Here is a 25,253-nt window from a genome sequence, read left to right on the forward strand (position 1 = left end):
CCGTGGCGTCCGCGTTCGGCACCGGCGCGATCACGCTGGGCGACAGCAGCGGCAGCGCCAACGCGACGCTCAACGGCGGCGGCGCCGTGACGCACACCAACGCTATCAACGTGGCCGCGGGCAACACCGGCGTGGCCAGCATCACCTCCGGCGTGAACAGCACCTTTACCGGCGCGGTCACACTCAACAACCATGACCTGGTGGTCGCCGCGTCGGCCAACACCCTCACGCTGAGCGGCGGCGTCACCGGCACGGGCAACCTGTCCCTCAACAACAACGGTGCAACGGCCGGCGGCGTGACCCTTTCAGGCACCCCGACCACCGTGAACAACATTGGCACCATCACCAACAGCGGCACCGGCACCGGCGCGGCGGTGATCAGCAAGGTGATAGGCGCCAACGTCACCGGCGTGGTGCAAAACAGCGCCACCTCGCAGCTGACGCTGTCGGGCGCGAACACCTATGCCGGCGGAACGACCATCAAGGCCGGCACGGTGTCGGGCACCAACGCCGCGGCGTTCGGCACGGGCACGATCACGCTGGGCGACAGCAGCGGCAGCGCCAACACCACGCTCAACGGCGGCGTTGCCGCGACGTATGCCAATGCCATCAGCGTGGCGGCAGGAAATACCGGCGTGGCCGGCATCACCTCCAGCGCCAACAGCGTTTTTAGCGGCGCCGTCACCCTCAACAACCATGACCTGAAGCTGACCCGCGCCGGCACGAGCCTCACCCTGAGCGGCGGCGTCACCGGAACGGGCAACCTCTCACTCAACAACAACAGCACCACGGTCAGCGGCCTGACCCTGTCGGGCGCCGCCGTGAACAACAGCGGCACGATCACCAACAGCGGCACCGGAACGGGCGCGACCCTGATCAGCGCGGCGGTGGGCTCCAACGTCACGGCCATCACCGAAAACAGCACGACGTCGGCACTGAACGTGACCGGCGCGCTCACCGTCAACGGTGCGGGAACCACCCTGACCAACAGCAACGCCGGCGGTACCGCGGTACTCGCTGTTTCCGGCGGCGTGAACGGCACCGGTAACCTGGTGCTCAACAACAACAGCGTGGTCGCCAACGGCGTCACGCTGTCGGGCACGACGGTCAACAACACCGGCACCGTGACCAACAGCGGAACGGGCGCGGGCGGCAGCACCATCAGCAAGGTGATAGGCACCAGCGTCACGGGCGTCGTGCAGAACAGCGCCACGTCGCAATTGACACTGTCGGGCGCGAACACCTTCACCGGCGGAACCACCATCAAGGCCGGCACGGTGTCGGGCACCGCGGCAACTGCCTTCGGCACGGGCGCGATCACGCTGGGCGACAGCAGCGGCAGCGCCAATGCCACACTCAGCGGCGGTTCCACGCATACCAACGCGATCAACGTGGCCGCGGGCAACACCGGCGTGGCCAGCATCACTTCCAGCGCGAACAGCACCTTCAGCGGCGCGGTCACCCTCAACAGCCACGACTTGCGGGTTGCGCCGGCTGCCAGCAACCTCACCTTGAGCGGCGCGGTGACCGGTACCGGGAACCTGGCGCTCAACACCACGGGCGCCGGGACCATCACGCTGTCGGGCGCCGGAGCGGTGAACAACACCGGCACCGTAAGCAACAGCGGAACGGGCGCGGGCGGCAGCACCATCAGCAAGGTCATCGGCGCCAATGTGACGGGGGTCGCGCAGAACAGCGCCACCTCGCAGCTCACGCTGTCGGGCATGAACACCTACACGGGCGCCACCTCCGTCAACGCCGGCACGCTGAAGCTAGGCGCCGCCAACACGATAGGCGCCGCATCTGCCGTCAACGTCCTGGCCGGCGCCACGCTGGACCTCAACAGCTTCAGCGACACCGTCGCCTCGGTGTCGAGCGCGGGCCTGGTTGCCTTCGGCACAGGCAACACGCTGACCACCAGCGGCGCGCAGACCTATACAGGCCAGGTGACCGGAAACAACGTCACGCTGGCCAGCAGCGGCGGCGGCGCCATCACGGCCAGCAACGCGTCGAACAACTTCGCCGGCAACCTTTCCATCTCGACGTCCGGCGCGGCCAGCGTCGTCAACGCCGGTGCCCTGGCGCTCGGCACGGTGTCGGCAAGCAGCCTGACCGCGCGGGCGCTGGCAGGCAACCTCGTGCTCAACGGCAACATCAACGCAAGCGGCAGCGGCGACGCCATCGTGCTGACGACCAGCGGCAACTTCATCAACAACGCGGGCGCCGGGGCACTGTCAACGCCGTCCGGGCGCTGGCTGGTCTATTCAAGCAGTCCCGTCTCGGATGTCAAAGGCGGGCTGGTTGCAGCGTTCAAGCAGTACAACGCGACATATGGCAGCGCCCTCCTGGGCACAGGCAATGGCTTTGTCCATTCCGTGGCGCCGACCATTACCGCCGGGCTCATCGGCACGGTGGCCAAGGTTTATGACGGGAATACGAACGCCACATTGTCCGCCGCTAACTACAGCACCTCCGGCTGGATCGATGGGGACAACATCGTCCTTAATAACCCGGCCGCCGGCAGCTACGACAACAAGAACGCCGGCACAGGCAAGACGGTCAGCGTATCCGGCGTCACCGCCACCGCCTCCAACGGCGCCACCACGGTGTACGGTTACCAGGTGTCTGGCGGCGGCACCGTCGCCGGCAACATCGGCACCGTCACGCAACGCGCCCTCACGGTCAGTGCCACCGGAACCAACAAGGTCTACGACGGCAACACCAATGCCGGTGTCACGCTGGCCGACAACCGCCTGGTGGGTGACGTGCTCACCGCCAGCAACACGGCCGCGAATTTTGCCGACAAGAACGCCGGCACCGGCAAGACGGTCAACGTGGGCGGCATAGGCATCACCGGCGCCGACGCCGGCAACTACAGCGTCAACACCGCCACCACCACCACGGCCAATATCACGCCGGCCACCATCGCCAATGTCAGCGGCATCACCGCCGCCGACAAGATGCAGGACGGCACCACGGCCGCCACGCTGGCCTCAGGCGGCGCGGCGTTTGCGGGCCGCATAGGCGCGGACGTGTTGACGGTAGGCGGCGCGACCGGCAACTTCGACACGCCGGGCGTCGGCAAGGGCAAGGCCGTCGGCATCAGCGGCATCACGCTGTCCGGCGCGGACGCCGGCAACTACGTGCTGCTGAACAACACGGCCGCCGCCAGGGCCAGCATCACGGCGGCGCCGGCCAATATGGCCGAGCGTACCGGCGACAGCCGTATCGCCGCCGGCACGGCGCTGCCCGTGCTGGATCCTGAAGAGGTGCGCGAACGTGCCTTCCGCCGCGCGGCCGGCGTGCAGCGCACGCAGGCGCAACCCGGTGCGGCGGATGCGCCCCCCTTCAGCGTGGCGGGCTTTCCCGCTGCACCCGGCGCGCCCGGCGCGCCCGGCGCCACTGCGCCCTGAGCCGCCCGGCGCAGGCGCTGCGGGCAGGCCGGGGCCGATACGGGCCGCTTGACCGGTATTCGCCTGGGTCCTGTCTGTTTTTGCGGACAGGGCCTTCACCGGTCCGGGCGCCATTTCCGGCGGGTATCATGTGGCCGACAACTCACATCAAAGGGAGCGCGCCATGGCATTAATGGACTTCATCAAGAAACAGTTCATCGACATCATCCAGTGGACCGAGGCCGATGAGGGCACACTGGCCTGGCGTTTCCCGATGGCCGACATGGAGATCCAGTACGGCGCCTCGCTCACCGTGCGCGAGTCGCAGATGGCGGTCTTCGTCAACGAGGGCAAGGTCGCCGACGTGTTCGGCCCCGGCATGTACAAGCTGACCACGCAGACGATCCCGGTCCTGACCTACCTCAAGAACTGGGACAAGCTGTTTGAATCGCCCTTCAAGAGCGACGTCTATTTCTTCAGCACGCGCCAGCAGATCGACCAGAAGTGGGGCACGCCCCAGCCCATCACCATCCGCGACAAGGACTTCGGCGCCGTTCGCCTGCGCGCCTTCGGCAACTACAACTTCCGCGTCGCCGACCCCAAGCTCTTCCACACTGAAATTTCCGGCACGCGCGAGCGCTACACCACGGACGAGCTCGACGGCCAGCTGCGCGGCCTGGTGCTGCAGAACATCTCCAACGCCATCGCCTCCAGCGACATCGCCTTCCTGGACCTGGCCGCCAACCAGCTGGCCTTCGCGCAGGCGCTGGTGGCGCAGCTCACGCCGGAGTTCGCGAAGATTGGCCTGAAGCTCGAAGGCATGACGGTGCAGAACGTCTCGCTGCCCGAAGAACTGCAAAAAATCCTCGACCAGAAAATCGGCATGGGCATGGTCGGCAACGACATGGGCAAGTTCATGCAGTACCAGACGGCGCAGGCGATTCCCAAATTCGCCGAAGGCGCGGGCGGTGGCGGCGGCATTGCCGGCGACGCCATGGGCCTGGGCGCCGGTGTCGCGCTGGGCCAGGTGCTGGCGCAAAACCTGCAGCAAGGCCTGCAGGGCAACCCGGCCCAGGCCGCCGCCGCGGCGGCTGCCACCGTGAAGCCCGACGACGTCATGGCCACGCTCGAAAAATTGGGCGAACTCAAGGCCAAGGGCATCCTCACGCAGGAAGAGTTCGACGCCAAGAAGGCCGAGCTGCTCAAGAAACTCGTTTGATGCCGGTTCCGCCGCGCATCGTTCACTGACCGCCCATCTTGGCATCCGAGCCCCAGCAACGCGCCTACCGCGCGCCGTGTCCCGGCTGCGGCGCGCCCGTTGAATTTCGCAGCGCGCAGTCCACGCACGCGGTCTGCGCGTATTGCCAGAGCACGGTCGTGCGCGACGGCGACACGCTGTCGCGCATCGGCAAGATGGCCGAGCTGTTCAACGATTTCAGCCCGCTGCAGCTGCAGGCCTCGGGCGTCTGGCAAGGCCGCAAGTTCACGCTGGTCGGCCGGCTGCAATACCAGTACGCGCAGGGCACCTGGACCGAGTGGTACGCCGTGCTGGACGACGGCAAGACCGCCTTCCTGGCCGAAGACAACGGCGCCTATGTGTTCGGCCTGCCCACCAGCTTGCAGCGGGCCGTGCCGCCGGCCGAAAATTTTCGCGTGGGCGCCACCACCGCCATCAACGCCAAGCCTTTCAGCGTGGCGTCCAACGAGCGTGTCTCGCTGCTGTCGGCCCAGGGCGAGCTGCCGCGCCTGCCGGCGCTGGGCGCGCCTTTTGCGATGGTGGAGCTGCGCAGCGCCGACGGCGAGGTGCTCAGCATCGACTACGGCGCGGAGGCCGGCGGCGGCGCGCCCGCGCTGTCGCTGGGGCGGGCCGTGCTGCTGGAAGACCTCAAGCTCAGCGGCCTGAAGGACGAATCCGCCAAGAACGAAATCGGCAGGCAGTTCAGCTGCCCCAACTGCGGCGCGCCGGTCGAGGTCACGCTGGCCGGCAGCAAAAGCATCACCTGCCGTTCCTGCAACAGCATCATCGACCTCACGCAGGGCACGGGCGCCGCGCTCAAACACGCCATCCAGGACGAGCCCGTCAGCCCGCTGATCGCGCTGGGCAGCACGGGCCAGCTGTCGGGCGCGCAGTGGCAGGTGGTGGGCTTCCAGCACCGCATGGGCTACGAGCCCGACGATCCCGATGAGCACTTCGGCTGGGATGAGTACCTGCTCTTCAACCAGAAGCGCGGGTTTAGCTTCCTGGTCGATGCCGAAGACGGCTGGAGCATGGTCAAGCCCGTCACCGGCGCGCCCATCTTCAAGCCCGGCGAAAAAAGCGCCGTTTACCTCAAGACGAACTACCCGCTGCAAAGCAGTTACCGCGCCGAAACCAGTTATGTGGCCGGCGAGTTCTACTGGCAGGTCCAGCGCGGGCAAAAAACGTTCAACCGCGACTTCGCCAGCGGCAGCGCCCTGCTGTCGCAGGAAGAAGCGCCGAACGAGATCACCTGGTCCAGCGGCAGCAAGCTGGACGGCGAACTCGTCGCCAAGGCTTTCAAGCTCGACGGCAAGAAAGAACTGTTCAAGCGCGAAGACGCCAAACCGCTGAGCAGTTCGGCCGGCATGGGTTGCGGCACCATCATCGTGGTGGTGCTGCTGGTCCTGCTGTTTCTTTTCATGATCGGCCGCTGCTCAAGCTGCGACCCGAAGATCGAAAATTGTTCCTCGTCCAGCAGCTCGCGCAGTTCGGGCGGCTCGTTCGGAGGTTTTTCCGGCGGGGGCGGCCACAAGTGAACGCGGCCTCTTCTGGTTTCTATTCAACCTGGCAGACTTTTTCTGGAGACCATCATGGGACTTGAATGGCTTAAACCCGCCGCATTCCTCGGCTCAATACTGTTCGCGCTGATCGGCGTGATCATCTTCTGGCTGAGTTTTGTCATCATCGACAAGATGACGCCTTACGACCTGTGGCAGGAGATCGTCGAGAAGCAGAATATGGCGCTGGCGGTTGTCGTAGCCGCGATGGCGTTGGGCATCTGCGTGATAGTAGCCGCCGCCATCCACGGGTAGGTCCTTTCGGGGCTACTGCGCGGACCGGGGGCGGCGTTGGTCCGGTGCTCCGAATCCTCACGTACCTGAAGTACGTTCCGGTTCGTCCGCTCCGTCCGCCTTGCCCGCGGCCCGCTCGCTACGCCCTGGGCGCCGTCGTTTTGACTGGCTCGCTTCGCATCGCGTTTTACTTTCACCTTCGGTTTCGTTTTGAACACTGAGTCATCTATTCCCCCCACCCCGCGCCCTCTTGAGGTCGCGCTGCTGGCCAGCGTCTTTGTCGTGGCGGCCTGCGGGCTGGTGTATGAGCTCGCGGCGGGGGCGCTGGCGTCTTACCTGCTCGGTGATTCGGTGCTGCAGTTCTCGACCATCATCGGCAGCTACCTGTTTGCCATGGGCATAGGCTCCTGGCTGTCGCGGTTTTTCGAACGGCAGTTGCCGGCGCATTTTTTGCGGATTGAATTGATGGTGGCGCTGGTGGGCGGCGCCTTGCCGGCCGTGCTGTTCCTGGCGAATGCCTATGTGCCCGGTGCCTTCCGTTTTTTGCTGTACGCCATGGTGCTGCTGGTGGGCACGCTGGTGGGACTGGAGATTCCGCTGGTGATGCGCATCCTGCGGCGCAACGTGGCGCTCAAGGAGCTGGTCTCGCAGGTGCTGACCTTCGACTACCTGGGCGCGCTGGCGGTGTCGCTGGCGTTTCCGCTGGTGCTGGTGCCGCAGCTGGGGTTGATACGCACCGGCCTGCTGTTCGGCCTCATGAACGCGGCCGTCGCGGTATGGGCTTTGTGGCTGTTCCGGCATGAACTGCGGCACCTGAAGGCGCATGCCGTCGCCTGTTTTGGGGTTCTTGCCGCGCTGGGCGCCGGCTTTGCGGGCGCCAACCAGATCACGACGCTGGCCGAAGACCACTTCTACCAGGACCGTGTGGTCTTCACCGCCACCACGCCCTACCAGCGCATCGTGGTGACCAACGGCCGCGGCGGCCACCGGCTGTTCCTCAACGGCAACCTGCAGTTCGCCGAGCGCGACGAATACCGTTACCACGAAGCGCTGGTGCACCCGGTGATGAGCGCGCACGGCGCGCCGAAAAAAATCGCCGTGCTGGGCGGCGGCGACGGCATGGCGGTGCGTGAAATCCTCAAGTACCCCAGCGTCGAAAGCGTCACGCTGGTCGAACTGGACCCGGCCATGACAAACCTGTTCAGCCAGCAGCCGGACCTCAAACGCCTCAACGGCGACGCGCTGCTGTCGCCCAAGGTGCATGTGGTGAATGCCGACGCCTTCCAGTGGCTGGACAAAAGCGTGGATGTTTTCGACGTCATCGTTGTCGACTTCCCCGACCCGACCAACTTTTCCATCGGCAAGCTCTACACCAACTCGTTTTATGCGCTGCTGGACCGGCACCTGTCGGCCAGCGGTTACGCGGTGATCCAGACCACCTCGCCGCTGGTGGCGCGCCGCAGTTTCTGGACCGTGGTCAGCACGCTGGAGGCCGTGGGCCTGAAAGCCGCGCCCTACCACGCCAACGTGCCCAGCTTCGGCGAATGGGGCTTTGTGGTCGCCAGCCGCAGGCCCTTCAGCCCGACAACGCAAACAGGCAGCCTGCCGCCCGGCTTGCGCTTCCTGGATGCGCAAACCCTGCCGCTGCTGTTTGATTTCCCGCTCGACATGGCGCGCGTGCCGGCGCCCGTCAACCGGCTCTCCAACCAGGAGCTGGTGCACAGCTACGAGCAGGAGTGGGGCAAGGTGCTGCGTTGAAGCGGCGTTCAGGTCTTTACTCCCTCTCCCTCCGGGAGAGGGTGGGGGTGAGGGCTAGCGGCGTCACCATCGCCGGCAGCCCCCATCCCAGCCTTCCCCCAGTGGGGGAAGGAGCAAGACCATGAAGCGGCGCGATTTTCTGGCGGTGTCCGCGTTGCCGTTGCTGGGCTGCAAGGAGACCCGGCACATCGAAGGCGGCTTTATCGGCGTGAGCCATGAACGCGGCCACACCTTGCGTCCATCGGCCAAAGGCGAAACCCGCGCCTGGCCCGCCCCTTCCGTCACGCGGCGCACCCGCGTGCTGATCGCGGGCGGCGGTGTCGCCGGCCTGGCGGCGGCCCGCGCGCTGCGCCTGCGCGGCATGGACGATTTTGCGATGCTGGAGCTCGAAGACAGCGCCGGCGGCAACAGCCGCGCGGGCGCGGTCGGCGGCCTGCCTTGCCCGCTGGGCGCGCATTACCTGCCGGTGCCTGGAGACAGCGCGCGCGACGTGCAGGATTTGCTTGAAGAACTGTCGCTGCGCCGGCGTGTGGCCGGCCGCTGGGAATACGACGAGCGCCACCTGTGCCATAGCCCGCAGGAGCGCTTGTTCATCCATGGCCAATGGCAGGAAGGCCTGCTGCCCCTGCAGGACATGGACGTTGCGCTGTTGGCCGACTACCAGCGTTTTGCCCGCCTCGTGCAGCAGGCCTCGGCCGCCGCGCCTTTTTCCATTCCGCTTTCGGGCAGTGCACCGGCGCCGCACCGCGCGCTGGACGGCCTGACCTTTGCCGCCTGGCTGGACCGGCAGGAACTCACGCGCGCGCCGCTGCGCTGGTACCTCGACTACTGCTGCCGCGACGATTACGGCGCGGGCCTGGACACCGTCTCGGCCTGGGCCGGCATTCACTACTTCGCCAGCCGCCACGGCTTCCAGGCGCCGGGTGAGCCGCCTTCGGCCGACCGCGACGGCGGCGTGCTCACCTGGCCCGAAGGCAACGGCTGGCTGACGCGTCAGCTGGCCGCGCCGCTGGGCGAACGCCTGCATACCGGCCGCGTCGTGGTCCGCGTCGCCGCGGGCCGCCACGGCGTGGAAGTCGACGCCTTCAACGCGGCCACGCAGTCCGTGGAGCGCTGGCAGGCCGATCACTGCATCCTCGCCCTGCCGCTGTTCGTCGCCGCGCGTGTGGTGGAAAGCCCGCCCCCCGCGCTGCGCGAAGCCGCCGGCCAGCTGCGCTACGCGCCCTGGCTGGTCGCCAACCTGCACATTGATTCAGCCCTGCACGACAGGCCCGGCGCCGCGCCCAGCTGGGACAACGTGATCTACGGCGACGGCGCGGGGCTGGGTTATGTCGACGCGACGCACCAGAGCTTGCAGGCCGTGCCCGGTGCGACCGTGCTCACCTACTACCGCGCCTTCGGCATCGAAGCGGCCGGGCGCAAGGCCTTGTATGAGCAAGCCTGGACGCATTGGCGCGACAGCGTGCTGGCCGAACTCTCGGTGCCGCACCCCGACCTGCCCGGCAAGGTCACGCGCATGGAGGTCATGCGCTATGGCCATGCGATGAGCACGCCGGTGCCCGGCATCCGAAGCAGCGCGGCCCTGCAGGCGCTGCAAAAACCGTTGCCGGCGCCGTGGCAGCGGCTGCATTTCGCGCACGGCGATCTGTCGGGCTATTCGGTGTTTGAAGAGGCCTTTACCCACGGCCATTCACGCGCCGCGCGGCTGGCCGTGGCGCTCACAGCGTAAACGGCAAGGAGCCGGTCTTGATCCGCAACGGAACGCGCACCTGTTCATAGGGCTGGTCCGCCCGGCCGAGAATGCTGGCGGCCAGCGTCTGTGCCTGCCGCGCAATCGGCTCGATAAACCGGCTGACCTGCCCATCGACCGAGATGCAGTCGCCGAGCGCGTGTATGCCCTCGACGCTGGTGGCAAGGGATTGCGGCTGCACCGCGATGCCGTTGTTCCACGCCAGGCCGGCGCTCAGCGCGAGCCGGTTCGGTGTCTGCAGCCCGGCCGCGACGATGATGTGGTCGACGCGGAACACCTGGCCGCAGGCGGTGGTGATGCGTTTGAGCGTTCCCTCCTCCTTGTCGATGGCGACACTTTCGACCTGCACGCCGCCGGCAAAAGCCAGCGGCAAGCCGGCCCAGGCCTGGAGCAACTGGCCCGACTGTTCTTCGTCCAGGCATGAGGCGAGCGGCCGCTGCGCCACATCGAGCAAGGTGACCTGGTGGCCGGCCAGCGCGAGGTCGTTGGCGAGTTCGCAGCCGATCAGGCCCGCGCCGACGATCGCAATGCGGCGCGGCTGCCCTTCGCCCAGCGCCGCGCGAAAGGCGGTATAGGCCGACAGGTGGTTGATGTGCCAGCACAGCGCCGGCGGCAACTGCGGCAGGCGGCGTGCCTCGGCGCCATGCGCGAGCACCAGGTGGCGGTAGCGCAGCGCGCCGCGGTTCGTGCGCAGCTGGCGCGACTGCGGCAGGATGCGCAGGGCCTGGGTCTGCGCCAGCAGCCGCACGCCGAGCCGGCGCGCTGCGGCCGCGCCGCTTTCGCGGGCCAGGCCGGCCGGCGCCATCCGCCGCGCCATTGCGACCGACAGCATGGGCTTGTCGTAAACGTCGCCGCTGCAGCTTGTGACCAGCGTGATCGGCATCGCCGGGTCGCGCGCGCGCAGGCTTTGCGCCATCTGCCAGCCGGCGCGGCCGGCGCCGACGATGACGGTGCCGGCATCGCGGCGTGCCGATGAGGGTCGGGCCGAAGCGCCGCGCCGCGCGTCGCGCAGCGGCGCTTCTTCCATCACATAGGGTTCGAAGTCGGCCTTGCTCACGCCGCACAGCGGGCAGGCCCAGTCCTCGGGGATGTCGGCAAAGCGCGTGCCGGCAGCCAGGCCGCTGTCGGCGTCGCCTTTTTCCTCGTCATAGACCAGGCCGCAAGCCTTGCAAATGAAAAGATTCCACGCGGCGACCGGCATGCTCATTGCGGCTGCTCCTGGGCCGACAGGCGCGCAATCTCCTTGCGCAGGTGCTTGAGGGCCGGCGTGACGATGGCGACGAAGTGCGATTCGCGCACCCGGCGCTGCACGTCCGAGGTCATCAGGTAGCCGCGCGCGCCCTGGTGCAGCAAGGCCGACTGCGCGGCGCGCAGCGCGAGTTCGGAGGCATGCGCGCGCGCATCGAGCACGTCGACCAGGAACTCGCGTTCGGCGCCGAAGGGTGTCAGGGCCAGGCCCATGATGCGCGCCGTCAGGTCGTCGAGCTCCGCCTGGAGTTCGTCCGGCCGGTCTTCCAGGAATTCATTGACGTGGCCGAGCTGCCGCTCCACCTTCCACATCGAGTCGATCGCGCCTTGCGCCACGCCCAGGCCCATGCCGGTCTGCAGCAGGATGAAGGCGGCGCGTATGCGGCCTATGAAGGGCCGTACCGGGTCGGCGACCAGGTCCTGCTCGCCGACGAAATAATCGGTCAGCCGCACCGCCCAGGTGTTGGTGCCTTCCATCGCCGAAAACGACGGGCAGTTGCGCAGCTCCACGCCGGGCGCGTCGCAGTGCACGATGAACATGATTTCGCCGGCGGCCGCTTCCACGTCGGCCACCGCGCCGAAGTAGTGGTCGGGCCCGAGGTTGCTGACCCAGGGCAGCGTGCCGCTGACGCAATAGCCGCCCGCCACCTTGCGCGCATGCAGCAGCAAGGTCTCGATGCCGGCGAATGTTTTCATCGGGTTGGACATGCCGGTGGCGCCCAGCGTCTGGCCCTGGTTGTGCAGGGCCAGGCGCTCGCCCGTCAGCGCGGGGTTGCCGGATTGCTCCATGTACACACCGCACACCGCATGGCACCACACCATGAAACCGGTGGCGCCGCAGACGCGCGACACCTCGGTCATGGCGCGTATCGCCAGGCCGTAGTCCGCGGGCCTGGCCCCGTCGGCGATGTGCGCCTGCAGCGCGCCCAGCTCGCCCAGGCGCTGCAGGATGGACTTGGGGTAAATGCCGCGGCGGTCTATGTCGTCCGCCAGCTCGGCCAGCGGGCCGTCGGCCAGCGCGCGCACGGCGGCGACCAGTGCTTCTCCCGTGAGGGTGTCGCCGGTTTCCGCGATGGCGGGTGATGCCGCGGTGCGTTCAAGAACTTCCATTACAACTCCCGGTTTTTCTCCGACCGTTCGCCCTGAGCGTGTCGAAGGGTGCCGCAGTTCGGCAGGGCTTCGACAGGCTCAGCCCGAACGGCGGCCAATCATTGATTCACTGCCGGTTTCAGGCCAATGCGATGTCGAAGGGGATCGGGTTGCGCATGCTGTTGGCCACCGGTGAATAAAAGTTGGCGTGCTGCACGATCTCGTCCAGCACCTCGCGGCTGGCATCGCCCTCGATCAGCACTTTCACGCGAATGGCCTGGAAGCCCATGTCTTTGGCTTCCTTCATCGCGCCGCCGGCGCCCCAGGCGGCCGGGTTGCCGATGTCGCCTTCCAGGAAAATCTCCAGCTTCGAAAGCTTCACCTGCTTCCAGGTCGCCACCGCCGTGATACCGACGGCCAGGCAACCGCCCAGGCCCGACAGCACGATCTCGCCGGGCGCCGGCGCGGTGTTCTCGCCGAACAGGTGCAGCGGCTCGTCCACCACGACGCCTTCATGGTCGCCCACGTAGCTCAGGCTGCGGTACATGCCCTGCAGCACGGTGTGGACCTTGTTGGTGCCGCGCGAGGCGGGGTTGGCCCGCCCCTTGGCGGCAAAGGCGGCTAGGCCTTCGCTGTCTATGGGTTTCAGGTAGGCCTTGACGGTGGCGGGTGCGGATTCGGTGGCTACGGACATGGGGTTTCCTCGATAAAAAACAAAGACGGTGAAAGATCAGGCGGCCAGCGCCAGCGCGGGCATCTTCGCCTTCAGGACGGGTGCGCCGGTTTCAATCGGCAGCGCGTCGTCGCGCGACCATTCGTTCCACGAGCCGAAGTACATGCGCACGTCGCTGAAGCCCGCCTGCTTGAGCGCCAGGAAGCTGTTGGAGGCGCGCGCGCCCTTGAAGCAATACAGGTAGACGGTGTCGTCGGGGGCGATGCCGGCCGTCGCGCATTCGGCCTGCACCTCGAGCGGCGACTTGAAGACCGGGCCCTGCGCCGACGGCTTCATGAAGCGGTACCACTCAATCCATTTGGCACCCGGCAGGCGGCCCTTGCGCGGCGCGAAGTCCTTGCCGTAGGGCGATGAGCTTTCGCCGGTCCACTCGTCGATGTCGCGCACGTCGAGCAGCACGGCGTCCGTGCCCAGCGCGGCCGCCACGTCGTCCTTGGTCAGCATCACGTCGGCCATCGCCAGGTTCGCGGGGAAGGATGCGGCCGCGGGAGCGGCGGCCGTGGTGCTGACGGGCAGGCCCTTGGCCGTCCAGGCGGAGAAGCCGCCGTTGAGCACCTTGATCTTGGGGTAGCCCAGCCAGGTCAGCAGGTAATAGCCGCGGCAGGACTGGCCGTAGCCGCTGTTGAGCGCGTCCTCGTAAAACACGGCCGTCTCGGCGCCCGACAGGCCCACGGCGCCGAAGTGCTCGGCAAAGGTGGACTTCAGCGCGCTCAGGCCTTCGGCGGTGGACGTGGCGAGGAAGGTGAAGATCTCGCGCATGTTGACGGCGCCGGGCAGGTGGCCGGCGGCATAGGTGTCGGCATCGCGGGTGTCGATGATCACGACGGGCTCGGCGCCCATCATGGCGGAGAGTTGTTCGGGGGAAACGAGAACGCTGTCGATGGCGGAAGGTGTCGTCATGGCAATCTCCAGAAAGGGCACGGCACATGCCGTTCTTCTGTCATTGCAACGCGCGTGCCATGCCGCGCCATGAAGGAAGTAAAAACAGGAATCCGGAAGATGGAGCCGCTGAATGGGGCTTGACTGCTGCTTATTTGATAGCAAGCGTGGTTTTCAAGCGGCCGTCCGACAGCCTGCGACTGACACAATGTCTACAAATTGTCGCCATTGTGTAGGGCGATTTTTTTAAGCCGGTAGCTGAACTGCCGCACCGTCAGGCCCAGCGACTGCGCGGCCCGCGACTGGTTGCCGCCGTGGGCCAGCAGCGCCTGCCGGAGCTGCTCCGCCGGGTGCGATTGGGCCGCCTGGTAGTCGCGAACCAGGGGTGGGCCCGGCGCGTGCGCCGGCGCCGCTTCGGCGGCAGGCGCAGCGGCGTCCTCGCCCGGGAGAAAGCGCGCCATCTCGCCGCCCGACACCATGGCGCTGTCCGTCAGCAACACCAGCCGTTCTATCGTGTTGCCCAGTTCGCGGATGTTGCCGGGCCAGGGGTGCTGCTCCAGCCGCTGCAGCGCGGCCGGCGACAGGTTCACGTTGCGCTGGTTGGCCTGGTTGGTGCGGCTCAGGAAATGCAGGGCCAGCGCGCGTATGTCCTGCGCGCGCTCGCGCAGCGACGGCAGGCGTATCGGTATCACGTTGAGCCGGTAAAACAGGTCGCGCCGGAAGCCGCCGCGCTGCACGTCCTGCGCCAGGTCGCGGTTGGTGGCGGCCACCACGCGCACGGCCACCTTGATCTCGCGCTTGCCGCCCAGCCGCACGATGGTGCCCTCCTGCAGCGCGCGCAGCAGCTTGGCCTGCATCGCCAGCGGCATCTCGCCGATTTCGTCGAGGAAGATCGTGCCTTTGTCGGCCTGCTCGAACCAGCCCGCGCGCGCCGTTTGCGCGCCGGTGAAAGCGCCGCGCTCGTAGCCGAACAGCTCGGATTCAAACAGCGTGTCGGGAATCGCCGCGCAGTTGACCTTGATGAAAGGCTGGTCGCGCCGCTGGCTCGAGAGGTGCACCGCGCGCGCGAACAACTCCTTGCCGGTACCCGACTCGCCCAGCAGCAGCACGCTGGCCGTGGCTTCGGACACGCGCTCCAGCTCGCCCAGCGCCTGCAGCAGCGCCGGCGAGGTGCCGATGATGCCGTAGCGCGCCGCGGCAGTTTCCAGCGCGCGCGTGAGCAACTGGTTTCTGGCCTGCAGCGCCCGGGTTTTTTCGGCCACCAGCGCCTGCAGCTGCAGCAGCTGGCCGGCCAGCGTGGCCAGGATTTTCAGCACCGCGACGTCGTCGTTGAGCTGCCTGTCACGGCTGCGGATGCGGTGGCAGGCCAGCACGCCTATCACTTCGCGGTTTACTTCGATCGGCAGCGCAATAAAGGCGACCACCTCCTGCGGCAGCTGCGCCCGCGCCACGGAGCGCGCCAGGAACTGCGGCTCGGCGTCGATATCCTGCACGATGATGGGCTGCGCCGTCGCCAGCACCCGCCCGGTGATACCCTCGCCCGGGCCGTAACGGCCCCGCGCCATCTCGGCCTGGGTCAGGCCGTAGGCATAACGGATGGCGGACGCCGGCGCCGCGGCGCCCGCCGGCCGGTCGGCGGGCTTGCGCTCGGCCAGGCCCTCCAGCGCGATGTCCCCGACAAAGTCCGCCAGCACGATGCGCCCCCGGTTCAGGCCCAGCAGCTCCGACATCAGGTGCAGCATCTCCCGCATCACCACCTCGGGCGCCAGGCTTTTGCCCACCAGGCGCATGACCTCGCTCATGAGCAGCAGTTCCTGCGCGCGCCACGGCGGATCGGGGAAAGGTTTGCCCGCTGGGCGGGAGGTCGGGGAGGCCATGCTTGCAGGGTAGCAATAAACCGGCCAAGGGGTGGGGGGCCGGGTCTTGCGCCGGCGGGCGCGCTCCTCTCCTGTTCTCTTTGCTGAGGGCGGTTGGCCGGGGGTTGCCCGGCGGCAACTCACTTTTCTTTTGCTTCGCCAAAAGCAAAGTAAGCAAAAGAAAAGGCGACCCTGGTTGCTGCGTCCCTTCGCTTCGCTGCGGGCAGCCTGCGGTGCTCGGTCCAGCTGGGGTCAAAAACAACTCGCCTGCGGCTCAAACAAGTTTTTGCCCTGATCCGTCTGGCCCTCCGCTCCTCGGCGCATCCACAAGGGGTGGAAGCGGGGAGAAGAAATACCAAACAGCCGAAGAGAGAACCCCGAATACTGAAACCACAAGGACACGCCATGGCGTGTCCTTGTTTGTATTGGTCTTGGTTTCTTTGTCTTCTGTCCCCGCTCCCGATCCCGATTGCCCCTTGTGGATGCGCCGAGGAGCGCAGAGCCAAGCGGATCAGGGCTGGCGTTGTCTGAGCGGAGCGCAGCGTAGCGAGTTTAGCCAGACCCCGCTTGGCTCGAGCACCGCAGGTTGCCCCGGAGCGAAGCGCAGGGGACGCAGGAACCAGGGTCGCCTTTTCTTTGGTGACTTTGGTGTTCGCGTAACTTCGCTGCGCGAAGTGAGCGAACCCCGCGCGCACAGCGCGCCTTTTGGCGAACAAAAGAAAACCCGCTTTGCGGGTTTCGCCAAAGTTACTGGCCGCCGGGCCACTCCCGGCCAGCAGCACTCAGCAGAGGAGGCCGCCGGCGGGCCAGCCTCAACCCGCCATCAAACGCTCAATCTCATCCCCATCAACGGGCACACCCCGCGTCATCAACTCACACCCCTTCGCCGTCACCAAAGCATCATCCTCAATCCGGATGCCGATGTTCCAGAACTCCTTGGGCACGTTCTTGCCGGGCCGCACATAAATGCCGGGCTCTATCGTCAGCACCATGCCGGGCCGCAGGATGCGCGAAGGCTTGCGCATGATGGGCTGGCCCATGGCGTCCTTGTCGGGGCGGGGCTTGCTGCCGGGTTCGCTGTAGTCGCCGCAGTCGTGCACGTCCATGCCCATCCAGTGGCTGGTGCGGTGCATGTAGAACTGGCGGTAGGCGCCGGACTCGAGCACGTCGTCGACCTTGCCGTGTTTGGCCTTGGGCAGCAGGCCGGTGTCGAGCATGCCTTGCGCCAGCACGCGCAGGGCGGCCTCGTGCGGGTCGTTGAAGCGCTTGCCGGGTTTGGTCGCCTTCACCGCGGCGTATTGGGACTCGGTCACGATGTCGTACAGCCGGCGCTGGGCCGGCGTGAATTTGCCATCCGCCGGGAAGGTGCGCGTGATGTCGCTGGCATAGCCGTCCAGCTCACAGCCGGCGTCTATCAGGCACAGCTCGCCGGCTTTCAGTTCGGCGTCGCCGGCGCGGTAATGCAGCACGCAGGCATTGGCGCCGGCGGCCACGATGCTGGTGTAGGCCGGGAATTGCGAACCGTGGCGGCGGAACTCGTGCAGCAGTTCGGCCTCCAGGTGGTATTCGCGCAGGCCGCCCTTGACCGGGTTGCGCAGCATCGCGGCGGAGGTTTGCATCGCGCGCACGTGCGCGCCGGCGGAAATTTTTCCCGCGCGACGCAGGATGGCGATCTCGTGGCTGTCCTTGAAGAGGCGCATCTCGTCGAGCACGCAGCACAGGTCGTGCCGGCTTTGCGGGCATTCGTCGCCCAGGCGCACGCGGGCGCGCACTTTGTCCAGCCAGCCGTCCACGCGGGCGTCCAGGCCCTCATGCGTGGCAAACGGGAACCACACCGACTTCTGGTTGGCCAGCAGGGCCGGCATACGCGCGTCCAGCGCCTCGGTGCTGAAGGCGGCATCCACGCCCAGTTGCGCCGGCGCGGCCTTGGGGCCCAGGCGTATGCCGTCCCAGATCTCGCGTTCCAGGTCCTTGGGGCGGCAGAACAGCGTGGTCTTGCCGCTGGCGTCTATCGCCAGCCAGCTTTCGGGTTCGTCAAAGCCCGTCAGGTAATAGAAATAGCTGTCGTGCCGGTAGGGAAAGTCGCTGTCGCGGTTGCGCGGGTATTCGCGCGCGGTGGGCAGCAGGGCAATGCCGCCGCCGGCGGCTTTCAGCGCGCGGGCCACGGCGGCACGGCGTTTCTGGTAAATCGTGGTGGTGCTCATGGTGGGCGGCGCTTTTTCGCTTGTTAATTGGTGGTGGTGGACTGGTTCAACTCGTCCAGCCGGGCCGGCGTGCCCACGTCGGTCCAGGGCCCGGTGTACAGCTCGGCGCTGACCCGGCCATTGTCCATGGCGGCGCGCAACAGCGGCGCCAGTGGGGCCTTCACGCCTTCGGGGTTGCCGAAGGCCATTCCGTCGAAAAACTCGCGGCGGTACAGGCCTATGGTGCTGTAGGTGAATTTGGGTTGCGCACTGTCCTTGGGCAGGTTGAGCGCCAGGCCGTCCGGCCCCAGGCCAAAGTCGCCGTGGGGGTTGTGCGCCGGGTTGGGCACCAGCCAGAGGTGTGCCAGCTTGCCGCCGGCGATGAAGCGATTCACGGCGGCCTGGGTGAATTCAAAACCCGGCACAAACACGTCGCCTGCCAATACCCAGAACACCTCGCCCAGCAGCGGTAACGCGCGCGCGATGCCACCGGCGGTTTCCAGCGCACCGCCGAAATCGACGCCTTCGTGTGAATAGGCAATCGACAGCGGCGTGCGGCTTTGTTGCCGGAAGTGGTTTTCCACCTGCTCGCCGAGCCAGGCGGTGTTGATGACGAGCTCGTTAAATCCGCCGCGCGTCAGCGCCTCGGCATGCCAATCAATGAGGGGTTTGCCGCGCACCGCCAGCATCGGTTTGGGCGTGCTGTCGGTCAGTGGCCGCATGCGCTCGCCGCGGCCGGCGGCCATGACCATGGCTTTGGTGGCGGGCTCGCTCACTGCGTGTCCCCCCGCTCCAGCGAGCGCTGCTCGGTCCATTCGGGGTTGAAGCGCCGTACCAGCGCATCCATCAGGCCGCGCGCCCGGGCCGAGTGGTCGGCGCCGAAGTTGCAGACGTAAACATCCAGTGTCACGGCCTTTTGCTCGGGCCAGGTGTGGATGCACACATGCGATTCGGCCAGCAGCACCGTGGCCGTGATGCCGCCCGGGCCGTGCACCGTGTCGGGAAAGGTGTGGAACAGCTGGTTGACGGCCTGCAGGCCGGCCGACCGCACGGTCTCGACGCACCAGCCGCCCAGGCGGGCGGCGTCGGTGAGCCAGGCGGGATCGCAGCGGCATTTGTAAAGGTCGGCGGTCAGGTGTAGGCCTTGCATCCCCCGACTTTAGACGATGCGCGGTCCCGATCCGGCCGTAACCCGGTTCCATATCCCGCCAAATTCCCGGGCCGGGGCCAGACGGTAAAATACCGGGTTACCCCTGATCTTTCCCCCTCCGGAGCAGCCTACATGGCAAACACGCAAATGATGGCGAATGCGATACGCGCACTCGCAATGGACGCCGTTCAACAAGCCAACTCCGGACATCCCGGCGCCCCCATGGGCATGGCCGACATGGCGGTCGCCCTCTGGGGCAGCCACCTCAAGCACAGCCCGCACAACCCCAACTGGTTCGACCGCGACCGTTTTGTGCTCTCCAACGGCCACGGCTCCATGCTGATTTACGCCGTGCTGCACCTGACCGGCTACAAGTTGCCGATCGGCGAACTGAAAAACTTCCGCCAGCTGCACAGCAAGACCCCCGGCCATCCCGAATACGGCTACACCCCCGGCGTTGAAACCACCACCGGCCCGCTGGGCCAGGGCCTGACCAATGCCGTCGGCATGGCGCTGGCTGAAAAGCTGCTCGCCAAGGAATTCAACCGCGAAGGCCACACCGTCGTCGACCACAACACCTATGTCTTCATGGGCGACGGCTGCCTGATGGAAGGCATCAGCCACGAGGCCGCGGCCCTGGCCGGCGCCTGGAAGCTCAACAAGCTGGTCGCGCTGTATGACGACAACGGCATCTCCATCGACGGCCAGGTCGCGCCCTGGTTCATCGACAACACCGCCGTGCGTTTTGCCGCCTACGGCTGGAACGTGCTGGGCCCCATCGACGGCCACGACGCCGAGCTGGTCTCGCAGGCCATCGAAGGCGCGAAAAAGTCCAACGACAAGCCCACGCTGATCATCTGCAAGACGCACATCGGCAAAGGCTCGCCGAATCGCGCCAACACCGCCAAGGCCCACGGCGAGCCGCTGGGCGCCGAGGAAATCAAGCTCACGCGCGAGGCCCTGAACTGGCCCTACGCGCCGTTTGAGGTGCCGAAAGAAACCTACGACGCCTGGGACGCCAAGGCCAAGGGCCTGGCCGCTGAAGCCGCCTGGGACGCAAAATTCGCCGCCTACAAGGCCGCCCACCCCGAACTCGCTGCCGAACTGAGCCGCCGCATGAAGGGCGAGCTGCCCAAGTCCTTCGCGCAACTGGCCGTCGACACCGTCATCGGCGCGCACACCAAGGCAGAGACTGTCGCTTCGCGCAAGGCCTCGCAGCTTGCGCTCGAAGCCTTCACCGCCGGCCTGCCCGAGCTGCTGGGCGGCTCGGCCGATTTGACCGGCTCCAACCTGACCAACACCAAGTCCACGCCCAGCCTGCGTTTTGACATGAACGGCGAAGTCGTGCTGACGGCCAACGCCGAGGGCGTGAGCTCCATAGGCCGCCACATCAACTACGGCGTGCGTGAATTCGGCATGGCCGCCATCATGAACGGCATCGCGCTGCACGGTGGTTACATCCCTTACGGCGGCACCTTCCTGACCTTCAGCGACTACAGCCGCAACGCCATCCGCATGGCCGCGCTGATGAAGCTGCGCGTGGTGCACGTCTTCACCCACGACTCCATCGGCCTCGGTGAAGACGGCCCGACGCACCAGTCCATCGAGCACGCCGCCAGCCTGCGCCTGATCCCCAACCTGGACGTCTGGCGTCCGGGCGACACGGCTGAAACGGCCGTCGCCTGGGCCGTGGCCCTGGAAAACAAGAACAAGCCGACGGCGCTGCTCTTGAGCCGCCAGAACCTGCCTTACTCGCCGAAGAATGACCTCGGCAACATCAGCCGCGGCGCCTATGTGCTGGCCGAGCCGGCGGAAGTGGGCCTCAACAAGAAAGCCCAGGCCGTCATCATCGCCACCGGCTCCGAAGTGCAGCTGGCGCTCAAGGCGCAGGAACTGCTGGCCGCCCACAAGATCGCCGTGCGTGTGGTCTCCATGCCCAGCACCACCACCTTCGACAAACAGAAGACCGCCTACAAGTCCGAAGTGCTGCCCGAAGGCATCCCCCGCATCGCGGTGGAAATGGGCGTGACCGATGGCTGGTGGAAATACGGCTGCGCGGCCGTCGTCGGCATCGACAGCTACGGCGAGTCGGCCCCGGCGCCGGTGCTGTTCAAACATTTCGGCTTCACGGCCGAGAACGTCGCCGACACCGTGCGCAAGGTGTTGCGCAAATAAGCGCGGCACGGCCCGACCGGTTCAACCAATTTCAACTTCCAGGAGCAACAGCAGATGACTATCAAACTTGGCATTAATGGTTTTGGCCGCATCGGCCGCAACGTGTTCCGCTCGGCGATCAAGAGCTTCGGCGACATCGAAATCGTCGGCATCAACGACCTGCTCGAGCCCGACTACCTGGCCTACATGCTGAAGTACGACTCGGTGCACGGCCGCTTCGAAGGCGAGGTGTCCGTCGAGGGCAACACCCTCATCGTCAACGGCAAGAAGATTCGGCTGACGCAGGAACGCGACCCCGCCAACCTCAAGTGGGGCGACATCGGCGCCACCGTGGTGCTGGAGTCCACCGGCCTCTTCCTCGACAAAGCCTCCGGCGAGAAGCACCTGGCCGCCGGCGCCAAAAAAGTCATCTTCTCGGCGCCGTCCAAAGATGACACCCCGATGTTCGTCTTCGGCGTCAACGACAAGACCTACAAGGGCGAGGCCATCATCTCCAACGCCAGCTGCACCACCAACTGCCTGGCGCCCATCGCCAAGGTGCTGAACGACAAGTGGGGCATCAAGCGCGGCCTGATGACCACCGTGCACGCCGCCACCGCCACGCAGAAAACCGTGGACGGCCCGAGCAACAAGGACTGGCGCGGCGGCCGCGGCATCCTGGAAAACATCATTCCTTCCAGCACCGGCGCGGCCAAGGCCGTGGGCGTGGTGATCCCCGAGCTCAACAAGAAGCTGACCGGCATGTCCTTCCGCGTGCCGACCTCCGACGTGTCGGTGGTCGACCTGACCTGCGAACTCAACAAGGAAGCCACGCTGAAAGAAATCTGCGCCGAGATGAAGGCGCAAAGCGAAGGCGCGCTCAAGGGCATCCTGGGCTACACCGAAGACAAGGTGGTCGCCACCGACTTCCGCGGCGAGACCTGCACCAGCGTGTTTGACGCCGACGCCAGCATCGCGCTGGACGGCACCTTCATCAAGGTGGTGGCCTGGTACGACAACGAATGGGGCTACTCCAACAAGTGCCTGGAAATGGTGCGGGTCGTTTCGAAGTAATTCACCGCAGTTCCCATCCAAAAAAGCGCCTCCGGGCGCTTTTTTTATGTCCCGTATCTATTCATGCGAATTTCAGATTTTTGGAGTTTTCCCTATAATTGGATTAAAAATATCTATTCAGATATTCATTCATAAATTCATTCAATGGCCACTCGCTCCAACACCGTCGACCTGGTCCTCAGTGCGCTGCGCTCGCAAGGCGGCGTCGCCACCAGCGCTGAACTGCAGGTCCAACTCGGCCTGAGCCAGCCCACGGTTTCGCGCGCGCTGGCGCCCTTGGTCGCGTCGGGGGAGGTGCGCATCCTGGGCGCCGCGCGATCCAGGCGCTATTTGCTGCCGCGTCCCGTCGAAGGCGTGGGCCGCGAGGTGCCCATCATGCGTGTCGATACGGCTGGCGTCGTCACGCCTTTGGGCCGTATGCTGCCCTTGCCGGGCGGGCGCTTCTGGGTGGATGAAGTCGATGGCCTGAGCAAGCTGCATGACGACCTGCCCTGGTTCTTGAACGACATGCGGCCGCAGGGATTCATGGGACGCACGTTTGCGGCAGCCCATCCCGAGCTGCAACTGGCGGCCGACCCGCGCCGCTGGAGCGCCGACGACGCCTTGAAGGCGATGGCGGTGTATGGCGACGACCTGCCGGGCAACCTCATTGTGGGTGAGCAGGCTTTTGAGCGGTATCACGGCCTGGCGCAACGCGCCTCGCGTGTCGATTCATGGCGCGACTATCCCGCCCTGGCGGAGGCCGCCATGCAGGGCAGCCTGCCGGGCTCTTCCGCCGGCGGCGAGCAGCCCAAGTTCTGCACCATCAGCGGCGAGCGCCATGTGCTGGTGAAGTTTTCACCCGCCGGAGACTCGCCGGCCAGCCAGCGTTCGCGCGACCTGCTGGTGTGCGAGCATTTGGCCCTGCAGGCTCTGGGGCAGGCCGGCCATCCGGCGGCTGCGACGCAGATCTTTCTGGCTGGCGGCCGTATCTTCCTGGAGTCCGAGCGCTTTGACCGCACGGCCAGGGGCCGTGTCGGCATGGTGTCGCTGGAAGTTTATGACTCTGAATATGTGGGCAAAGTCGACAACTGGGCCGCGACGGCCAATCGCATGGCCGAGAGCCGCCTGCTGACGCCGGCCGACGCCGCGCAGTTGCGCTTCCTGGAGGCTTTTGGCCTCCTCATCGCCAACACCGATCGCCATTACGGCAACATCTCCCTGCTGCTCAAGGACGATGACTGGTTCCTGTCGCCGACCTATGACATGCTGCCCATGCTGTATGCGCCCATCAATGGCGAGGTGGTCGAGCAGGACTTCGCCAGGCGTCCCTTGCAACCCACCACCGCCACGCTGGGCGAATGGGCGCAGGCCAAAGACCTGGCCATGGCATTCTGGGGTATCGCCGCGGCGCACGCCCTGATCTCCGAAGGCTTCAAGGCCATTGCCGCCAAAAACCTGCAGACCCTGCAAGCGCTTTAAGTCGGCTGCTGGCCGCAGCCTCCATCCGGAAGCGCCTCCGGGCGCTTTTTTTTCGGCTGTCGCACATCAAAAGACCGCAGGCGGTCAATGTTCATTGACCCACAGCCGGCCGGCCCGTATGGTCGCCCGATGCCGCGCCCATGCCGCGCGGCGCAAGGGGAGGAACATCATGGCGCTGCAGCCGTTTCGGGAGTGGCTCGTCCAGAAAAGCTGGGCGCACGGGGTCTACTACAGCAAGGCGGTGGCCTGCCTTTTGCCGCCGGCCGCGCTTGCCGCGGACGCGCCGTATTTCAACGTCGCACCGCAGGACTGGCCGCCGGGCTTCGCCGGCCTGCTGGCCTGGCAGCTCACGGCGGAGCTGTTTTTCATTGCCGTCGCGCTGGCGGACCGCTGGCTGCCGCGGCTCAGGCGCAGCGAGGCGGCGCTCAATGCGGCCTGCGCGGGCGCAATGGTGCTGGCCACCTGGGTCGGCGCGGTCCACGGCCGGATGTGGGGCGACCTGGCCATCTATGCCGCCGGCGCGACCTTTGTCGCGGCCGTCATGTGCACGCCCAGCCCGGTGCGCCGGCCGCTGTATCTACTGAGTTTTGGGGTGCTGGGCCTGGCCGCCGGCCTGCGCGCGAGCGAGGGCACGGAGCTGCTGGCCGCGCTGGTCAACCCGTTTTGTGTGGTGGTGCTGTGCATCGAACTCGACAAATTCATGTATGCGCGCAATGCCGAGCTTTATGCCGAAATGCAGCGCGCGGAGAGCGAACGCGCGCGCGCCGACAAAGTGCTGTACAACGTGCTGCCGGCCTCCATCGCCGATGAGCTCAAGCGCGAGGACCGGGTCAACGCGGTGAAGTTCGACAACATGGGTGTGCTGTTCGCCGACATCGCCGGCTTCACGAGCTTTTCGCGCGCCCTGCCGCCCGACGCGCTGGTCCTGGTGCTGAACCAGATCTTCTCGGCCTTCGACGCCCTGGTCGAACAATACGGCCTGGAAAAGATCAAGACCATAGGCGACGCCTACATGGTCGTCGCACACCACCGACTCGACGCGCTGGGCCAGCTGGCGCTCGACATGGGCGATGCCATGCGGCGCTACAACAGCGGCAACGGCACGGCGCTGGCCATGCGCATCGGCATCCACGCCGGGCCCGCGGTGGCGGGGGTGATCGGCGTCAAGCGCTTCCTGTACGACGTCTGGGGCGACACCGTCAACGTGGCCAGCCGCATGGAGTCCAGCGGCGAGCCCGGCGCCGTCCACGTCAGCGAAGCGGTGTACCTGCAGACGCGCCAGCATTTCTCTTTTGCCGCGCGCGAGCCCATCCACATCAAGGGGCGGGGCCGCATGTCCACTTACTGGCTGCTGGGGCGCGCGGGCGCAGACGCGGCTCAGGCCGGCCGCCCCGCCATGAAGCCCGGGAAAGCCGTGATGCGCGAGGACAGCGCGGTGTCGCGGTAGCCGGCTACGTTGATCGCCCGGTGCACTTCCGCCGGACAGGCGGTGCTTG

Annotated in this window: 18 protein-coding genes and 1 other RNA gene; 11 read left to right on the plus strand and 8 right to left on the minus strand. The window is 66.5% G+C overall.

Features of this window, described 5'->3' with window-relative positions; all coding sequences use genetic code 11:
- From ACLV8F_RS12845 to ACLV8F_RS12875, 7 genes are all read left to right on the plus strand, one after another.
- A partial coding sequence (locus tag ACLV8F_RS12845) for a beta strand repeat-containing protein (protein ID WP_411884603.1) occupies positions 1 to 3,413 on the plus strand: 3,413 nt, incomplete at its 5' end.
- A gap of 163 nt (positions 3,414 to 3,576) precedes the next feature.
- Positions 3,577 to 4,611: an SPFH domain-containing protein gene (locus ACLV8F_RS12850; RefSeq protein ID WP_411884604.1), complete on the plus strand. Its 1,035-nt coding sequence runs from the start codon at positions 3,577 to 3,579 to the stop codon at positions 4,609 to 4,611.
- A 38-nt stretch (positions 4,612 to 4,649) separates the two neighbouring features.
- A complete protein-coding gene (locus ACLV8F_RS12855) occupies positions 4,650 to 6,167 on the plus strand; it encodes a DUF4178 domain-containing protein (protein ID WP_411884605.1) in 1,518 nt (505 codons plus the stop codon).
- 54 nt (positions 6,168 to 6,221) lie between these two features.
- The gene (locus tag ACLV8F_RS12860; RefSeq protein WP_411880148.1) at positions 6,222 to 6,443 is read left to right on the plus strand and encodes a DUF350 domain-containing protein; all 222 of its coding nucleotides are present in this window, start codon (positions 6,222 to 6,224) and stop codon (positions 6,441 to 6,443) included.
- Between the two features lie 59 nt (positions 6,444 to 6,502).
- Positions 6,503 to 6,577: non-coding RNA, sX9 sRNA (locus ACLV8F_RS12865), on the plus strand.
- Positions 6,578 to 6,632: 55 nt separating this feature from the next.
- Positions 6,633 to 8,180: a polyamine aminopropyltransferase gene (locus tag ACLV8F_RS12870; protein ID WP_411884606.1), complete on the plus strand. Its 1,548-nt coding sequence runs from the start codon at positions 6,633 to 6,635 to the stop codon at positions 8,178 to 8,180.
- Between the two features lie 121 nt (positions 8,181 to 8,301).
- Positions 8,302 to 9,909, plus strand: a complete 1,608-nt coding sequence (locus ACLV8F_RS12875; protein WP_411884607.1) for an NAD(P)-binding protein — start codon at positions 8,302 to 8,304, stop codon at positions 9,907 to 9,909.
- Here ACLV8F_RS12875 and ACLV8F_RS12880 read toward each other — a convergent pair.
- The 8 genes from ACLV8F_RS12880 to speD form a co-directional block, all read right to left on the minus strand.
- A complete protein-coding gene (locus ACLV8F_RS12880) occupies positions 9,899 to 11,137 on the minus strand; it encodes an FAD-dependent oxidoreductase (protein WP_411884608.1) in 1,239 nt (412 codons plus the stop codon). The two genes, ACLV8F_RS12875 and ACLV8F_RS12880, sit on opposite strands and share 11 nt — an antisense overlap.
- Positions 11,134 to 12,288, minus strand: coding sequence for an acyl-CoA dehydrogenase family protein (locus tag ACLV8F_RS12885; RefSeq protein ID WP_411884609.1), 1,155 nt, complete (start codon positions 12,286 to 12,288; stop codon positions 11,134 to 11,136). The genes ACLV8F_RS12880 and ACLV8F_RS12885 overlap by 4 nt, the downstream gene beginning before the upstream one ends.
- 118 nt (positions 12,289 to 12,406) lie before the next feature.
- Positions 12,407 to 12,961: an OsmC family protein gene (locus ACLV8F_RS12890; protein ID WP_411884610.1), complete on the minus strand. Its 555-nt coding sequence runs from the start codon at positions 12,959 to 12,961 to the stop codon at positions 12,407 to 12,409.
- A 36-nt stretch (positions 12,962 to 12,997) separates the two neighbouring features.
- Entirely contained in the window at positions 12,998 to 13,900 is a 903-nt protein-coding gene (locus tag ACLV8F_RS12895) for a sulfurtransferase (protein ID WP_411884611.1), read from the minus strand.
- Positions 13,901 to 14,091: 191 nt separating this feature from the next.
- Positions 14,092 to 15,756, minus strand: coding sequence for a sigma-54 interaction domain-containing protein (locus tag ACLV8F_RS12900; RefSeq protein WP_411884612.1), 1,665 nt, complete (start codon positions 15,754 to 15,756; stop codon positions 14,092 to 14,094).
- A gap of 791 nt (positions 15,757 to 16,547) precedes the next feature.
- Complete coding sequence (locus ACLV8F_RS12905) at positions 16,548 to 17,939, minus strand: aminopeptidase P N-terminal domain-containing protein (protein ID WP_411884613.1); 1,392 nt, start codon at positions 17,937 to 17,939, stop codon at positions 16,548 to 16,550.
- Positions 17,940 to 17,962: 23 nt separating this feature from the next.
- On the minus strand, positions 17,963 to 18,670 hold the full coding sequence (gene murU / locus ACLV8F_RS12910) for an N-acetylmuramate alpha-1-phosphate uridylyltransferase MurU (protein ID WP_411884684.1): 708 nt from the start codon (positions 18,668 to 18,670) through the stop codon (positions 17,963 to 17,965).
- Between the two features lie 20 nt (positions 18,671 to 18,690).
- Positions 18,691 to 19,068: an adenosylmethionine decarboxylase gene (speD, locus tag ACLV8F_RS12915; RefSeq protein ID WP_411884614.1), complete on the minus strand. Its 378-nt coding sequence runs from the start codon at positions 19,066 to 19,068 to the stop codon at positions 18,691 to 18,693.
- 132 nt (positions 19,069 to 19,200) lie between these two features.
- On the opposite strand from speD, the gene tkt reads away from it, so the two are divergent.
- The 4 genes from tkt (at position 19,201) to ACLV8F_RS12935 (ending at position 25,204) form a co-directional block, all read left to right on the plus strand.
- Complete coding sequence (gene tkt / locus ACLV8F_RS12920; RefSeq protein ID WP_411884615.1) at positions 19,201 to 21,243, plus strand: transketolase; 2,043 nt, start codon at positions 19,201 to 19,203, stop codon at positions 21,241 to 21,243.
- Between the two features lie 54 nt (positions 21,244 to 21,297).
- Positions 21,298 to 22,296 carry a type I glyceraldehyde-3-phosphate dehydrogenase gene (gap, locus tag ACLV8F_RS12925; protein ID WP_411884616.1) on the plus strand — a complete coding sequence of 333 codons (999 nt, stop codon included), beginning with the start codon at positions 21,298 to 21,300 and terminating at the stop codon, positions 22,294 to 22,296.
- Between the two features lie 144 nt (positions 22,297 to 22,440).
- Positions 22,441 to 23,757: a type II toxin-antitoxin system HipA family toxin YjjJ gene (gene yjjJ, locus ACLV8F_RS12930; RefSeq protein ID WP_411884617.1), complete on the plus strand. Its 1,317-nt coding sequence runs from the start codon at positions 22,441 to 22,443 to the stop codon at positions 23,755 to 23,757.
- A gap of 169 nt (positions 23,758 to 23,926) precedes the next feature.
- Positions 23,927 to 25,204, plus strand: coding sequence for an adenylate/guanylate cyclase domain-containing protein (locus ACLV8F_RS12935; RefSeq protein ID WP_411884618.1), 1,278 nt, complete (start codon positions 23,927 to 23,929; stop codon positions 25,202 to 25,204).
- The last annotated feature ends 49 nt before the right edge of the window (positions 25,205 to 25,253 follow it).

Origin of the sequence: Polaromonas sp. YR568 (genome assembly GCF_943369675.1) — a bacterium.
GTDB lineage: Bacteria > Pseudomonadota > Gammaproteobacteria > Burkholderiales > Burkholderiaceae_C > Polaromonas.